General features: G+C 65.2%; 15 protein-coding genes and 1 pseudogene. 2 read left to right on the plus strand and 14 right to left on the minus strand.

Annotated features, from left to right (window positions below):
- Nucleotides 1-105: 105 nt before the first annotated feature.
- Nucleotides 106-600, minus strand: coding sequence for an isoprenylcysteine carboxyl methyltransferase family protein (locus AC0J5K_RS19490; RefSeq protein WP_420398559.1), 495 nt, complete (start codon nucleotides 598-600; stop codon nucleotides 106-108).
- Complete coding sequence (locus tag AC0J5K_RS19495; RefSeq protein ID WP_473009935.1) at nucleotides 597-1598, minus strand: type III polyketide synthase; 1002 nt, start codon at nucleotides 1596-1598, stop codon at nucleotides 597-599. The genes AC0J5K_RS19490 and AC0J5K_RS19495 overlap by 4 nt, the downstream gene beginning before the upstream one ends.
- A 352-nt stretch (nucleotides 1599-1950) precedes the next feature.
- On the opposite strand from AC0J5K_RS19495, the gene AC0J5K_RS19500 reads away from it, so the two are divergent.
- Nucleotides 1951-2415, plus strand: coding sequence for a rhodanese-like domain-containing protein (locus AC0J5K_RS19500; RefSeq protein WP_274590351.1), 465 nt, complete (start codon nucleotides 1951-1953; stop codon nucleotides 2413-2415).
- 11 nt (nucleotides 2416-2426) lie between these two features.
- On the opposite strand, the gene AC0J5K_RS19505 is transcribed toward AC0J5K_RS19500, so the two are convergent.
- The 5 genes and pseudogenes from AC0J5K_RS19505 to AC0J5K_RS19525 all read right to left on the minus strand — a co-directional run bounded on the left by AC0J5K_RS19505 (nucleotide 2427) and on the right by AC0J5K_RS19525 (nucleotide 5854).
- The gene (locus AC0J5K_RS19505) at nucleotides 2427-3008 is read right to left on the minus strand and encodes a L,D-transpeptidase (protein WP_371398994.1); all 582 of its coding nucleotides are present in this window, start codon (nucleotides 3006-3008) and stop codon (nucleotides 2427-2429) included.
- A 149-nt stretch (nucleotides 3009-3157) separates the two neighbouring features.
- Complete coding sequence (locus AC0J5K_RS19510) at nucleotides 3158-3964, minus strand: multicopper oxidase family protein (RefSeq protein WP_473009936.1); 807 nt, start codon at nucleotides 3962-3964, stop codon at nucleotides 3158-3160.
- A 105-nt stretch (nucleotides 3965-4069) separates the two neighbouring features.
- Nucleotides 4070-4309: pseudogene (locus AC0J5K_RS19515) on the minus strand (multicopper oxidase domain-containing protein); the annotation flags it as partial.
- Nucleotides 4310-4469: 160 nt separating this feature from the next.
- Nucleotides 4470-5201, minus strand: a complete 732-nt coding sequence (locus AC0J5K_RS19520; RefSeq protein WP_048535036.1) for a DsbA family protein — start codon at nucleotides 5199-5201, stop codon at nucleotides 4470-4472.
- A gap of 89 nt (nucleotides 5202-5290) precedes the next feature.
- Nucleotides 5291-5854: a L,D-transpeptidase gene (locus tag AC0J5K_RS19525; protein ID WP_420398558.1), complete on the minus strand. Its 564-nt coding sequence runs from the start codon at nucleotides 5852-5854 to the stop codon at nucleotides 5291-5293.
- Nucleotides 5855-5981: 127 nt separating this feature from the next.
- Here AC0J5K_RS19525 and AC0J5K_RS19530 point away from each other — a divergent pair, with 127 nt between their 5' ends.
- Complete coding sequence (locus tag AC0J5K_RS19530; RefSeq protein ID WP_283644065.1) at nucleotides 5982-6605, plus strand: hypothetical protein; 624 nt, start codon at nucleotides 5982-5984, stop codon at nucleotides 6603-6605.
- A 23-nt stretch (nucleotides 6606-6628) separates the two neighbouring features.
- On the opposite strand, the gene AC0J5K_RS19535 is transcribed toward AC0J5K_RS19530, so the two are convergent.
- The 7 genes from AC0J5K_RS19535 to AC0J5K_RS19565 all read right to left on the minus strand — a co-directional run bounded on the left by AC0J5K_RS19535 (nucleotide 6629) and on the right by AC0J5K_RS19565 (nucleotide 13800).
- Entirely contained in the window at nucleotides 6629-8011 is a 1383-nt protein-coding gene (locus AC0J5K_RS19535; protein WP_420398557.1) for a multicopper oxidase family protein, read from the minus strand.
- A gap of 34 nt (nucleotides 8012-8045) precedes the next feature.
- Nucleotides 8046-8939 carry a c-type cytochrome gene (locus AC0J5K_RS19540; protein ID WP_074837095.1) on the minus strand — a complete coding sequence of 298 codons (894 nt, stop codon included), beginning with the start codon at nucleotides 8937-8939 and terminating at the stop codon, nucleotides 8046-8048.
- 1 nt (nucleotide 8940) lies between these two features.
- Complete coding sequence (locus tag AC0J5K_RS19545; RefSeq protein WP_283638661.1) at nucleotides 8941-9546, minus strand: c-type cytochrome; 606 nt, start codon at nucleotides 9544-9546, stop codon at nucleotides 8941-8943.
- A 47-nt stretch (nucleotides 9547-9593) separates the two neighbouring features.
- Nucleotides 9594-9926 carry a hypothetical protein gene (locus AC0J5K_RS19550; RefSeq protein WP_420398556.1) on the minus strand — a complete coding sequence of 111 codons (333 nt, stop codon included), beginning with the start codon at nucleotides 9924-9926 and terminating at the stop codon, nucleotides 9594-9596.
- Between the two features lie 3 nt (nucleotides 9927-9929).
- Nucleotides 9930-10376, minus strand: coding sequence for a c-type cytochrome (locus AC0J5K_RS19555; RefSeq protein WP_048535048.1), 447 nt, complete (start codon nucleotides 10374-10376; stop codon nucleotides 9930-9932).
- Between the two features lie 292 nt (nucleotides 10377-10668).
- On the minus strand, nucleotides 10669-12957 hold the full coding sequence (locus tag AC0J5K_RS19560; protein WP_274590377.1) for a copper-transporting P-type ATPase: 2289 nt from the start codon (nucleotides 12955-12957) through the stop codon (nucleotides 10669-10671).
- 261 nt (nucleotides 12958-13218) lie between these two features.
- Nucleotides 13219-13800 carry an EF-hand domain-containing protein gene (locus tag AC0J5K_RS19565; protein ID WP_170850549.1) on the minus strand — a complete coding sequence of 194 codons (582 nt, stop codon included), beginning with the start codon at nucleotides 13798-13800 and terminating at the stop codon, nucleotides 13219-13221.
- Between the last annotated feature and the right edge of the window lie 2 nt (nucleotides 13801-13802).

Raw genomic sequence — 13802 nt, forward strand, 5'->3', positions numbered from 1 at the left:
CCTCACATCAAGTTGGGTCGTCGTTGCGGGCGCGGGATTGCCCAAGTTGGCGGCACCGCGCGGCAGAGGTCAATTGATTTCCGGCCCTCGGCGCCCCGTCCCACATCACGATATCGTCGGCCGGAGCGCGCGGTCCTCGGCCCGTATTCGAATGGCGAGGATGGCGGCGTTCAGAGCCGAGAACACCAGAGCGACCCAGCCGAGTCCCAAGACCAGGGGCGCTACCGCGATCTCGGCGACCACCAGCAGGTAATTGGGATGGTTGATCCAGCGGTAAGGGCCGCGCGCCACAAGCGGCGTGTCGGTGACGATGATCCGGGTCGTCCAGCGCCCGCCCAGCGACACGAGGATCCAGAGGCGGATCGCTTGCAGCACGACGAAGACGACAAGCCAGCCCGGGCGGATCGCCGCGTCATATCCGAAGGCCGCCAGACAGAGCAGCCAGCCCGTGTGCAGCGCGACGATGAGCGGGTAATGCTCCGGCGCGACCTCGCGTGCGCCCTGCGCCAGAAGCCTGGCGGTATTGCGCCGGGCTAGCGCCAGTTCGGCCAGCCTCTGGACAACGAGAAAACTCAGAAAGAGCGCCGCGCCCGGGGTCATGCCGCGTCTGCTCCGACGTGAAATGGCAGAAAGGCGGCGGTGAAGCCCGGGCCCAGCGCCGTTGCCATCATCTGTCCCTGCACCTCTTGCTTCAACACCTGCTCCAAAACGAAGAGCACGGTCGGCGCCGACATGTTGCCCGCCGCCCGCAGCACGTCCCGCTCGGCCTGCAAGGTGCCCTTTTCAAGCTGAAGCGCGCCTTCCAAGGCGTCGACGACCTTGGCCCCGCCGGGGTGGCACACAAAACGCGCGATGTCGCCGCGTTCCAATCCCGATCGGTCCAGCGCGCCCTCCATCGCCGCCTCCAGGTTTTTCTCGACAAAGCCGGGGATTTCCTGGCCGAAGACCACGCCGAGGCCGGTGTCGTCAACATCCCAACCCATGATGCCCAAGGTATCGGCCCAGGTCGTCTGTGTGCCGGCCCCGAGCGAAACCTGCCGGCCATCGGCCTTCTGCCCCGACAGGCAGGCCGCTGCCGCACCATCTCCGAAGAGCACGGTCGCGATGATATCCGCCTTTTGCAGCCGGTCGGTCCGAAACGACAGGGTGCAGGTTTCGACCACGACCAGCAGCACCTTGTCATCGGGGCGTGCCGCGGCCAGCGACTGCGCCAGAGACAGCCCCGAAACACCGCCCGCACAGCCGAGGCCAAAGACCGGCACCCGGCGCACATCGGCGCGAAACCCCAGCCGGTCCATGGCACGCGCTTCCAGTGTCGGGGTCGCGATGCCGGTGGAAGAGACGGTCACGATGCAATCGACCTCCTCCGCCGCCCATCCGGCACGCGCCAGAGCCAGTTCCGTGCTCACGCCAAACAACGCCAATGCGCCGTCGATATAGGCGTCGTTGCGGTCCTGCCAGCCGTGATCGGCCTCGAACCAGTCGATCGGAACCACCGAGTAGCGCCGATCGATGCCGGCCGTCACAAAGGTTTTCAGAAGCCGTTCGAATTGCGGATACTTGTGGCCGAGGATCTCTTGCGCCTTGGCCTGCACCAAATCCTGCGGGAGAAGATACGGCGGAAGGGCAGTGGCAAGACCGTGCAGAAAGACCGACAATAGGAAAGACCTTTGCTCAATTGAATGAAATCCATCGTTTTCAGAGAGGCTGGCGCGTTCTCCAGATCGTGGACCTAGCCCAGAGCATACGCACGGCAAGAAAATGCGGATCACAGACAATTGCGATGAGGTGAGCCGGTACAGGGCTGGCGGCCATTGATACGACCGGGCCAACGCCTGTACCGTTCGGCGGGATAGGACCGGATCGGCTGCCGCCGCCTGCTCGGATACGCAACCGCGGGAATGGGCGGAGATCGCCGTCCAAATCCGGTTTCGACAAAGGGTGCACACAATGAACCTTCACCGACGTGCTTTTTCGACCGGGTTGCTCTGTCTTCCCTTGGCCCAGGCCCTGCCGGCGCAGGCGCAGTCGGCGGATGTCTGGCCGGCACAGCGCGCCTGGGACGCCTTGAATGCCGATGATATCCGCATGATCGACGTACGCGCGCGGTCGGAATGGGCCGCCACGGGTGTGGCCGCGCAGGCCTGGCCGATCAGCATGCACGAGAACCGGTTTTCCGACCGGCTCTTTGCGGCCCGCGATCTGGCCGGAGAGCGGCAGATCGCCCTGATCTGCGCGACCGGCGGGCGTTCGGGCTATATCCAGCGCAGCCTTCGCAAGGCGGGCTATACTGGCTTCATCGATGTGTCGGAAGGCATGCTCGGCTCGGATCTGGGCGTCGGCTGGATCGCCGCCGGGCTGCCTGTGGTGCCGCTGGACGACGCCCTGGCAGCCTTGCCGCCTGCCCTGCTCTGATCGGCGCGGGCTCAGGCCGTTTCCTGTTTGGGATGTAGCGTGACCTTCGCGCCGACCTCGACCCGGTCGTACAGTTCCTTGATGTATTCGTTGGTCAGCCGGGCGCACCCATTGGAAACTGCGGTGCCGATGGTGCCTGGCTTGTTGGTGCCGTGGATGCGCAGATAGGTGTCCCGCCCCTTGTCGTCGTAGAGGTAGAGCGCGCGGGCGCCCAGCGGATTGTCGGGGCCGCCTTTCATGCCATCGCTGTACTTGGCGTATTTCTCCGGCTCCCTGCGGATCATCGCCTGCGTCGGCCTCCAGAACGGCCACTTCGCCTTGCGTGCCACGGTAAAGGTTCCGGGCGTATAAAGCCGGTCACGCCCGACGCCGACACCATAGCGGATGGCCAGACCGTCGTTCAGCATGAAGTAGAGAAAAAATTCGTCGGGCACGACATGCAGATTGCCGGCGCGCCAATCCTTGCGCCGGGTATTCACCAGCTGCGGCAGGAACTTCTCGGCTAAGGTGGGCTTGTGCGCCAGCGCCAGTCGCGGCGCGGCCAGGACGGCGAGGCTCGATATCAGGAAAATGCGTCGGTTGGAAACGGTCACGTGGGCAACTCCTTTTATTCAAGGGAATATCGGCCGGGCACCGGAACGAATAAAATTCCCCGTGAGCGCGAGAGACAGGCCGCAGGTGTGGCGGTGCGGCCACGTTCTTTGCGCTTTCGGGGGGTTGATCCCCGGGCCCGCGGTGCCGCTCAGCGCACCCGGACCCAGGTTGCCATGCCATCGGTCTGATGGCTCAGCATGTGGCAATGCAGCATCCATGATCCGGGGTTGTCGAGCACGCAGAGAATGTCGCGCGCGGCCCCTGCCCCCACCAGCGTCGAATCGCGGTAGGCGCCGGATGCGCCCTTGGCATCGAGTTCGTGAAAGTGATGCCCGTGCAGGTGCATGACATGCGGAAACGCCGTCGCATTGCGCAGGGTCATCCTGACCGTGGCACCGCGCCGGACATCCACCAGCGGCCGGCGCGGCAGGCCCGAGACGTCGTTCAGCGCCCAGGTGCCGAAACCGTCGTGATCTCTGCCTCCGGCGCCACCCTGCATGACCAGATCAACATGGGCGTCCACCGGGCCGGGGGCCGGCATGGCATTCGCGGGCAGGCCCGGGATGGCGGAACGGCGCGGCGTCCGGCTGCCCTCTATGGCGATCTCGCCCAGGGTCACGGACGTGCCGCCATAGCTATCGGTCAGCCTGACCGGGCCGGTCACATCCGCGATCACGTCGCAGCGCTGGCCGGGGGCCAGAATGATTGGTGCCAGCGGTCGCGGCGCCGGCAGCGGCATTCCGTCAAGCGCGACAATATTCCCCGCGACGCCCGAAAGCCGCAGCTCGTAGATCCGGTCGATCGACGGATTGATGCAGCGTAGCCGCAGCCTGTCGCCCTGGCGGATGCTGTCACGCGACACAAAGGCGGTGGCGACATTGCCGATCTTGCCGGCGGTGGCGAATTGCGCCGGGTCGAAGCTGTCATCATACCGGCCGTCTTCGTCGATCATCATGTCAAAGAGCTGAACCGTGATGTCGTGATCAACCTCCGGCGGATCGCGCTCTTCGACGACGAAGGCGCCGAACAAGCCGCGGCTCACCTGATCATAGGACAGGTAATGCGAATGATACCAATAGGTTCCGGCATCCGGCAGGGTAAAGCGGTAATCGTGCGACCGGCCCGGAATGACCACGTCCTGGGTCAGAACGTTCACCCCGTCCATCCGGTTGGGCACACGCAGGCCGTGCCAATGCACAAGCGCCCCGTCATCGAGACCGTTCTCGAGGCGGATATCAACCTGATCGCCCTGCCGCACCCTGATCTCGGGGCCGGGAATCGTTCCGTTGAAGCCCAGCATGTCGAGCCTGCGGCCCGCGATGCGCGTCGAGAGCGCGGCGGGGCGAAGCACGACCGATTGCCGCGCGGCGAGCGCAGGCCAAGGCAGGCAGGCCGCACCGAGGCCCGCCAGCAGGTTGCGGCGGGTCAGCCGGGGCGCACGTCCCAGTGTCTGCACGGCGTCACTGCTGCGCGTCGCGCGCCGTCTGGACGTGCTCGGCCAGCACCTCGGCCTCGACCAGCCCGCCGACCAGCGTATCGCCGATCACGAAAGACGGGGTGCCGGTGAACCCGAGCGCCCGGGTCAGCTCCATCGAGGTCTCGATATGTTCGCTCACCTCCGGCGCCTGCATGTCCCGGCGCAACTGCTCGATATCAAGGCCGACCTCGCCGGCGATGCGGAGTACGCTGGCCTCTTCGGCGCGTCCGTTCATGCCCATCATCGCCTCGTGGAATTCCTCGTATTTGCCCTGCTCGCGCGCGGCCAGTGCGGCGCGGGCGGCAAAGACGCTGCCGTCGCCGAGGATCGGCCATTCGCGATAGACCAGCCGGACGTTTTTATCCTGTTCGATCAACGCATCCACCTGCGGCATCGCGCGGCGGCAATAGGGGCAGTTGTAATCGAAGAACTCCACCACCGTCACATCGCCGTCAGGATTGCCCAGAACCGGCGCATTCGGATCCTGCTCGAGCTCATCCCGGATGCCCGACAGGGCCGCGGCGGCCGCCGCCGACTGGTCGCGCTGCTGCTGTTCTTCCAGAAGCCGCACCGCCTCCATGACGATGCCGGGGTTTTCGCGGATCGCCTCATAGACCAGCGCCTTGATCCGGTCCTCGTCCATCTCCTCGGCACCGGCGGCCAGGGGGGCGAGCAATGTGAGCGCGATCAAAGGCGCGAGTATATGTTTCTTCATGGCGGATCGTCTCTCCTTGCAGGACATTGGGGGCGCTCCTTCGGAGCACCCCGTTCAGGACGCGAAGGTCCGTTTCAGTGCCGGAACTGTCAGATCAGTTTGACCTGGGTTCCGATCGGCGTGCGTTCGTAGACCTCTTCGATCTGACGGTTGTAAAGGCCGATGCATCCGTTCGAAGACCGCCGGCCGATCTTGCGCGTGTCCTGGGTGCCGTGGATGCGGTAATAAGTCCAGGACAGATAGAGCGCGCGGGTGCCCAGCGGGTTGAGCGGATCGCCGCCTTCGACGACCGCCGGCCATTCCGGGTTCCGCTTGAGCATCGACGGCGTCGGGCGCCAGGTCGGGTTTTCGCGTTTCTCGACCACCGAGGTATAGCCCCGCCGCGTCAGCTCGTCGGTCAGCGGCACCGAGGTCGGATAGATCCGCATCTCGCCGTCAGCGGTCCAATGCTGGAGCACCTTGGTGTTGGTGTCGGAGAGGATGATTCCCTTGCCCAGCGTATCGAAGTGATCCCGCCAGTCGTGCAATTTGAAAGACGAGATATTGCGCCGCGTCGGTGCGCTTTCGGCTTGCGCCAGAGCGAGAGAGGGCATTGCCAGCGTGGCAGTCGCACAGGCCAAAACATGGCGGCGCGACCATTTCCTTTGGGTCATGGACTTGGTGCCTCGGCTTTAGAGTTTCACGACAGGCTTATCATTCCGTAGCCGGATTGTGATGTATCATTTTGTAACCAAGGCCCGTCTTGGGCTGTTCTCCGCCGCTATCGTGCTAGGAAGCCCCATGCACCGGTATTTCTCGCTCAGCCTGCCGATCGCGATCTTTGCGCGCAACGTGGCCCTGGTGAGCCTTCTCACACTGCTGCCGCTTCTGGCGATCTACGTCGCCTTGCAGCCCGGGTTCGCCGCCATGCTCTCGAGCGGCGGCCCTGCCCTGTCGCGATTTCTCAGGCAGGTTGCGACAAACGGATTTCCGGTGGTCTTCATCGTCAATTTCCTGGGCTTCGTCCTCTACGCCCGGCACATCAGCCTGACGCCGCGCAAGGCCGGTGGCCTTGGGTTGATCTTCACCGACATGGTGATGCGGGTGGCCGTGTTCATCCTGCTGCATGCCGTGATCTATGTCGCTTCGGCCGATTGGTTCGGCTCTTTCGGCGGCAGCAAGGGCACGGCGCTGCGGGTGGTGGCGCCGACCTTGGCGCGGTCGGCGCTTTTTGACAATATTTCCGGGGTTTACCTCTATGCCGTTCTGTTGGGCGCGCTGCCGATCTATGCCGCGGCCCTCAGCTGGGGGCAGACATCTGCCCCCAGGGCGCGGGCCTGGCTCGCCGCCGCGATCTGCTGCGGGCTTCTGGCGCTGGCGCTCACCCTCGTTGCCCGCGGATTGGTGCAGATGCAATCCGGGTGAGGCGCCCGCCACGGCCAGGCCGGTCAGCCGACGCGCAGCCGTGTCGTCATGCCGGCCACCGCATGCGACAGCATGTGGCAATGCAACAGCCAGTCGCCCGGATTGTCGGCGACAAAGGCCACTTCGCGGGTCTCGCCCCGCAAGAGCAGCGTGGTGTCGCGCAGATCGCCAAGCTGCCCGTCCTTCGTGACCTCGCGGAAATGCATGCCGTGCAGGTGCATGGCATGCGGAAAGGCGGTGTCGTTGACGATCTTCAGACGCACCGTCTCGCCGCGCGACAGCTCGGCCAGCGGCGGGCCTTCCATGGTGCCGATCGCGCCGTTGAAGGCCCAGAACTTGTTCTCTGCGACCAGGGCGTTCATCGATTGCATCTCGCCATCCAGCCGCGCCCCGCGCAGGCCGCCCATGGCGCCGCCTTCCATCCGCAAATCAAGCGCCGTCGCGGCGGCGAGATCGGGCCGGGCCACCGTGTTGGGCGGCAGCGGCGCGGCGGCGCCCCGCCGGGTGGCAGAGACCTCCGAAGTGACCGGGAAGGAGGCCAGGGCAAACCCCTCGCCGCGTTCGACACTGACCAGACCCGCCGTCTCGCCCGCCTCGGCGGTCACGTCGACGATCAGGTCCGCGCGCTGCGCCGGTGCCAGCAAGAGCGCCTCTGACAGCGGGCGCGGCGTGGGCAGCGGCATGCCGTCGAGCGCGACGATCCAGCCATCCAACCCGCTCATCTGCAACTGGAACACTCGCGCATTGGCGGCATTGATCAGCCGCAGACGCAGGCGTTCATGCCGCTTGACCGGCATGGTAAGATCATGCGCACCATTGGCGGTGACGAGATTTCCGACCTGACCGGCGTGGCTCAGATCGTGCATGTTGCCGAAACTGGCGGCAAGCTGGCCGCTGTCGGGGTCGATCAGCCAGTCATCGAGCACCAGCACTTCGTCCCGGTCGATGTCCAGCGGTTCGGGCTCCTCGACGATCAGCGCACCGTAAAGCCCGCGGCCAACCTGTTCGAAAGAGCGGTCATGCGCGTGATACCAGAAGGTTCCGGCATCCGGCACCGTGAAGTCATAATCGAAGCGTTCCCCCGGAGCCACCGCACCCTGGGTCAGCCCGGCGACACCGTCCATCGCATTGTCGATGCGAATGCCGTGCCAATGGGTCGAGGTGGGCTGATCGAGCCCGTTGACAAGGGTCCGCCGCACCCGCGCGCCCTGGGCGACGCGGATCTCGGTGCCGGGCGAGGCCGGTCCATAGCCCCAGAGCGTGGTCGGGCCATAGGGGTCGGGCAGCAGCTGGTGATCAAAGGCTGCGGCCCACAATTCCTCGGCCCCGGCCTGGGCAAAGGCCAGGCCCGGAAGGGCGGCACAGGCCGCACCTCCCAGCAGAATGTTCCGCCGTGTCACGTTCAACGCGGTGTCCTTTCGTGGTTCGGCAATCGTCCGATCATCCGTGATCGTCCATCAGATAGGTTGCCATTGCTTCAAGATCTTCATCGGACAGGTACTGAGTTCCATATAGGACGACTTCACCCATCGCACCGCCAAAAGCGTCACCCGACGGCGTGATCCCGGAGCGCAAGGCATATGAGAGGCTGTCGACATCCCAGCCCCGCGCCATCAGCGTTTCGGCATCGATCGCCGGCGCCTTGCCGCCGCCCGGCAGCATGTTGCTGCCCTTGAAATGCTGGCTTTCGTGATCGCGGCCGCCCAGCAGCGTCCGGCCGGTGTGACAGGCGCCGCAATGCGCCGCGCCCTCGACCAGCTCCTTGCCGCGATTCCACAGCGGATCGGCCCCCGGCACCGGCTCGGCGCGCGGCGGATCCAGATAGAGCGCGCGCCAGAACTTCATCAGTGCACGCTGATTGAAGGGGAACGGCATCTCCGGCTCGCGCGAAGGCTCGGCCACGGCGGGCACGGTCTGAAACGCGGCCCAGAGATCGGCAATGTCCTGATCGGTGAACTGCTGATAGAACGGATAGGTGAAGGCCGGGTAATAGGGGGCACCCTCCGGCGACACCCCCTGCCGAACCGCCGCCGCGAACTGCTCTATCGTCCAGTCGCCGATCCCGTGTTCCGGGTCGGTGGTGAGGTTTGGCGAGTAGATACTGCCGAAGGGAGTTTCCAGCTCGACACCGCCGGCCAGCGGTGCGCCGCCATTCTCGAAATCGGTGTGGCAGGCGATACAGCCGGACGCCCGCGCCAGATAGGCACCTCGATTGGCATCGCCTTGCAGCGCGATATCCTCGGGTGCCCGGCCGACGGGCCAGGCGGCCACCGCTGCCAGCCCCGCCGCGCCCAATGCTGCGGCGGCGACCAGCCCTCTTGTCACTTTGCGCATCTTATTTTTCCGCGCGGAACTTGGTGTGGCAGGCAGCGCAGGTCTGGCTCACCATTCGAAAGACCGCATCCGCCGGCATCTCTGCCAGCTGCGCGGGGTCAAGCTCGGCCGTCATCGGCCCGCTGCCCCCCATCATGCCGCCGCCGCCCATCATGTTGTCGCCACCCATCATGGACTGGCCGCCCATCATGTTGTCGCCGCCCATCATGCTGGCCGATGCTCCGCCCGCGGCCTTCAGCCCATTGTCCGCCGCCCGGTCCAGTCCTTCGGCGAGGGTCCCCAGCCGCACGGCCAGCGCCTCGAACTCGCTCCAGTCTTCCCAGATCCGGGGCTTAGCGACCGAGGGTGCCTCTTCGCTGCCTTCGGGGAACAGCTTGGTCATCGTCTCGCCCGAATGCTCTTTGATCGTGGCGGCAAAGTCCCGCACCCGCGCGGCATCATAGTCAACCTTGCCGCGCATGACCGGTGTGACCGCCTTGATCGCCTTGCTCATGGCCATCATGCCATCCATGCGTTCCTTCACGACGCCTGTCGCACCCGAATGGGCCAGAACGCCGCCTGCAAGTGTCACCGAAAGGACGATGCCGGTAATTCCTGTATATTTCATCTCTTGTCTCCGTTGAGTTCCAATGCGGCACTTGGGCCGCGGATGCATCAAGAGAGAGCTATAGGGACCGGTGGCTCGCGCCCGAGGGTGGCGTCGTTGAAATTCGTCGGGGCGCGATCCAGCGCCGGCAGCGGCGACCGCTCGGGCGGTAATGTACGAAGACCAAAGACGATGTGCAGCCCGCTGGAACAGGAGGCCTCGCCATGGCAATGGCCTATGCCGGTGCTGTGCGATTCGTCGGAGTGGATGTCATGCGCCAACTGCTCCGCAACCGGCGGCTGGTCGGAATGGGCGAAGTCCAGGTCAGGCGGGCTCAGCAGCGCCACGACACAGGCCGCGACGGCGAGCAGGATCAGCCGACCGGGAATCATGCCGCGCATCGTTCAGTCGATCCCGTTCGCTTGTTGCAGTTCCCGGACATAGGCGACAATCATCATCGCGTCGCCCTGGGTCAGCCCCTCGACCGGCGGCATGTCTCCGAATCTCCAGTGATGCGCGCGCACGCCGTTCTTGGCGGCGAGAACGAAGGCCATGTCGCCGTGATGGCTGGGCTCGTAGATCTTGTGAACCAGGGGCGGTGCCACCCCGTTTTGTCCGGCGGCGTTCGTGCCGTGGCACGCGGCGCATTTCGCTTCGAAAGCCCGCTGGCCGATTTTGGCATTGTCAGAGAATTCGGCGGGCACCGTGACATCCACGATCGCCGCCCCCTCGGAGAGCTGCGCCAGATCGGGTTGGTCCATGGAATGGCCGGTCGGGCGTGCGGCATACCAAGCCAAGGCACCGAGGCCGAGAAGAGCCGCCGCCACGATCGATATCGTCAATTTCGACATGCCCGTCCTTGTTCCTGCCTGCCCTTGGTCCGGTCGTCATCGGTCTGCCACGCGCCGCCGATTGCAGCTTCCGCGTTCTCCTCCCGATCCCTGACCCAGGAACCTAGGTGAATTCGCCGGACTTGCAAACGCCCGACCGGCGTATCTTTTGTATCCGAATGTATCGTTGCCGATCTACCCCGAATACGTCGGCGAACCTTTGCCGACGCACCCGGGGTTGCGGAGACCTTGATCGCAGCTGATCCGTCCGAACGCAGCACCGATCAACTCGTCATCAGGTGGGTTCCGCGGCCTAGATCCGCGCCGCCCGGAGACGCAGCGAATTGAGCACCACCGAGATCGAGGATGCGCTCATCGCAAAGGCGGCGAACATCGGGCTGATCAGGATGCCGAAGACCGGGAAGAGCACCCCCGCGGCCACCGGCACGCCGGAGGCGTTGTAGATCAGCGCGAAGAACAGGTTCTGGCGGATGTTGCGCATCGTGGCATGGGCCAGCCGCCGGGCGCGGACGATGCCGTCCAGGTCGCCCTTGACCAGCGTGATCCCCGCGCTTTCGATGGCCACGTCCGCGCCGGTGCCCATGGCGATGCCGACATCGGCCTGCGCCAGCGCCGGGGCGTCGTTGACGCCATCCCCGGCCATCGCAACCTTGCGGCCGTCCTGTTGCAGCTCCTTGATGATCCGCGCCTTGTCTTCGGGCAAGACGTCGGCCCGGATCTCGTCGATGCCGAGACGGGCGCCGATGGCCCTGGCCGTGCGCTCGTTGTCGCCGGTGGCCATGATGACGCGAAAGCCCAGCGCGTGCAGGTCCTTGATCGCGGCGGGCGTGCTGTCCTTGACCGGATCGGCAACGCCGACAAGCCCGGCGATCTCGCCATCCAGCACCACGAACATCACGGTCTCGCCCTCGTCACGCCGGGTATTGGCCTTGGCGGTCAGCTCGCCCGCGTGGAGACCCAGATCGCGGATCATTGCCAGGTTGCCAAGCGCGACGGCCTTGCCATCCACCACGCCCCGGACCCCCTTGCCGGTAATCGCCTCGAAATCCGCGGCATCGGCCATTTTCACGTCGCGCTCTTCCGCGCCCCGGACGATGGCCTCGGCAAGCGGATGCTCTGACCCGCGTTCCAGCGACGCGGCAAGCCGCAGCACTTCGGCCTCGTCATGACCGCGTTCGGGCAAAACGGCGACAAGGCGCGGCTTGCCCTCGGTCAACGTGCCGGTCTTGTCGACGATCAGGGTATCGACCTTCTCGAAGCGCTCCAGCGCCTCGGCATTCTTGATCAGCACCCCGGCCTGGGCCCCGCGACCGGTTGCCGTCATGATCGACATCGGGGTCGCGAGACCGAGCGCACAGGGACAAGCGATGATCAGGACCGCAACCGCCGAGATCAGCGCATAGGACAGAGCCGGCGCCGGCCCCAGAACCGCCCAGGCAATGAACGACAGAACCGCGATGGCGATCACCGCCGGCACGAAATAGCCCGCCACCCGGTCGGCATATTTCTGGATCGGCGCGCGCGAACGTTGCGCGTTCGACACCATCTCGACGATCTGCGCCAGCATCGTGTCCGCGCCGACCCGCGTTGCCTCCATCACCAGGCTGCCGGTGCCATTGATCGTCGCCCCGGTCACCGCATCGCCTTCGACCTTTTCGACCGGGACCGGCTCGCCGGAAATCATGCTCTCGTCGATCGAGGAGCGGCCTTCCACGACCACGCCATCAACCGGCACCTTGTCACCGGGCCGCACCCGCAGACGGTCGCCCACAAGCACCTCCTCGAGCGGAATTTCCTCTTCTGTGCCATCCGGCCTGATCACCCGCGCGGTCTTGGCCGCCATGTCCAGCAGGGCGCGGATGGCCTTGCCGGTGCCTTCGCGGGCCCGCAACTCCATCAGCTGCCCGAGCAGCACAAGCGTCACGATCACCGCCGCCGCTTCGAAATAGACCCCGACGTGCCCTTCGGCATCGCGGAACCCCGCCGGGAAGATGCCCGGCACCAGAACCGCCACGACACTAAAGAGCCAGGCCGCCGAAACGCCCATGGCAATCAGGGAAAACATGTTGAGGTTCATGGTGCGGAACGAATTCCAGCCCCGCACCAGGAAGGGCCAGCCGCACCACAGGACAACCGGCGTTCCGAGACCCAGCTCGATCCAGAGCGTCGTGCGTTCGCCAAAGGCCTCGCGCACGCCGGAAAAGCCGAGAAAGGGGGCCATCGTGAGAATGAGCAGCGGGATGGTCAGGACCGTGCCGACCCAGAACCGCCGGGTGAAATCCACCAGCTCCGGGTTCGGGCCCGCGTCGGCCATTGCCGCCGATTCCAGCTCGAGCCCCATGCCACAGATCGGGCAGGAGCCAGGATGCGTCTGGCGAACCTGCGGATGCATCGGACAGGTATAGACCGCGCCGTCATGATCCTCGGGAACGCTGTCATATCTGCCGTCCACGGCGCCGCTCTGGGAGCCGTGCGCATGGTGATCGTGTCCGCCGTGGTGCGCCTCTTGACCCTCAGGCACAAGATGCATCCCGCATTTCGGGCAGTCTCCCGGATGGTCCTGCCGCACCTCCGGGTGCATCGGGCAGACGTAGGTTGTTGTCTCGGCATCGTGCGAGACTGGGTGTGCATGGTCGCTCATTCTGAAGTCCTCTTGGACAAAGACGGGGAAGGAAACAGATAGAGCCTAGTCCTTCCAGTGACTGGAAGGTCAAGCGCGAACTTCGCGACATCGTGCAGGGCACCGCCGGCCGGCCTTCGCCCCGCTTTGCGGGGCGAGGATGTCCGTGCGGGGTCGTCTCTCGCTTGCGACCGGGCGACGTGAGAGACGGCCCCGCTTGGGTCAGTTGTCGTTCATCATGGCGTCGCCATCCATGCCCTTTTCGGCCTCCGGCTGCATCTGAGACATGTTGGAATGCATCTTTTGCATCCGTTCCATCATGTCGGCCGGTGCCGCCATCTCTTCCGCCGTCACGGCACCATCACCATCCGCGTCCAGATGCTGGAACCGGTCCACCATCATTTCCCGGATCATCGCGCTGTGCAGGGTTTCGAATTCGGCAATCGAAAGCGTGCCGTCGCCGTCACTGTCGTACTCGGCCAGCTTGGCTTGCAGCTGGCTGCGCATCTCTTCCGGCGTGACGGTGCCGTCGCCATCGGCGTCGAACATCTTCATCATGCCGCCGCCCATGGAACCCATGCCGCCCATCATGCCCCCACCCATCATCGAGCCATGCATGCGCTTCATCATGTCCATCATGCCGTCCATGCCGCCCATCATGCCGGAGCCGCCGCCCTGCATCGCTGCCGCACCGGATTTGCCGCCGGTCTTGCCGCCGTGGCCATGATCGGAACCGGCATAAGCGGCCCCGCCAAGCACGGTCGCGGCCAGAGCAAATGCAGCGAGAAGAGAATTGTGTTTCATTC

It is taken from the genome of Marinovum sp. E3 (genome assembly GCF_055755275.1).

Excerpts from the sequence above, each read along its gene's own strand:
- AC0J5K_RS19490 (WP_420398559.1), bottom strand. The coding sequence starts at position 600 with ATGACCCCGGGCGCGGCGCTCTTTCTGAGTTTTCTCGTTGTCCAGAGG.
- AC0J5K_RS19500 (WP_274590351.1), top strand. The coding sequence starts at position 1,951 with ATGAACCTTCACCGACGTGCTTTTTCGACCGGGTTGCTCTGTCTTCCC.
- AC0J5K_RS19510 (WP_473009936.1), bottom strand. The coding sequence starts at position 3,964 with ATGATGATCGACGAAGACGGCCGGTATGATGACAGCTTCGACCCGGCG.
- AC0J5K_RS19520 (WP_048535036.1), bottom strand. The coding sequence starts at position 5,201 with ATGAAGAAACATATACTCGCGCCTTTGATCGCGCTCACATTGCTCGCC.
- AC0J5K_RS19525 (WP_420398558.1), bottom strand. The coding sequence starts at position 5,854 with ATGACCCAAAGGAAATGGTCGCGCCGCCATGTTTTGGCCTGTGCGACT.
- AC0J5K_RS19530 (WP_283644065.1), top strand. The coding sequence starts at position 5,982 with ATGCACCGGTATTTCTCGCTCAGCCTGCCGATCGCGATCTTTGCGCGC.
- AC0J5K_RS19540 (WP_074837095.1), bottom strand. The coding sequence starts at position 8,939 with ATGCGCAAAGTGACAAGAGGGCTGGTCGCCGCCGCAGCATTGGGCGCG.
- AC0J5K_RS19545 (WP_283638661.1), bottom strand. The coding sequence starts at position 9,546 with ATGAAATATACAGGAATTACCGGCATCGTCCTTTCGGTGACACTTGCA.
- AC0J5K_RS19550 (WP_420398556.1), bottom strand. The coding sequence starts at position 9,926 with ATGCGCGGCATGATTCCCGGTCGGCTGATCCTGCTCGCCGTCGCGGCC.
- AC0J5K_RS19555 (WP_048535048.1), bottom strand. The coding sequence starts at position 10,376 with ATGTCGAAATTGACGATATCGATCGTGGCGGCGGCTCTTCTCGGCCTC.
- AC0J5K_RS19560 (WP_274590377.1), bottom strand. The coding sequence starts at position 12,957 with ATGCACCCGGAGGTGCGGCAGGACCATCCGGGAGACTGCCCGAAATGC.
- AC0J5K_RS19565 (WP_170850549.1), bottom strand. The coding sequence starts at position 13,800 with ATGAAACACAATTCTCTTCTCGCTGCATTTGCTCTGGCCGCGACCGTG.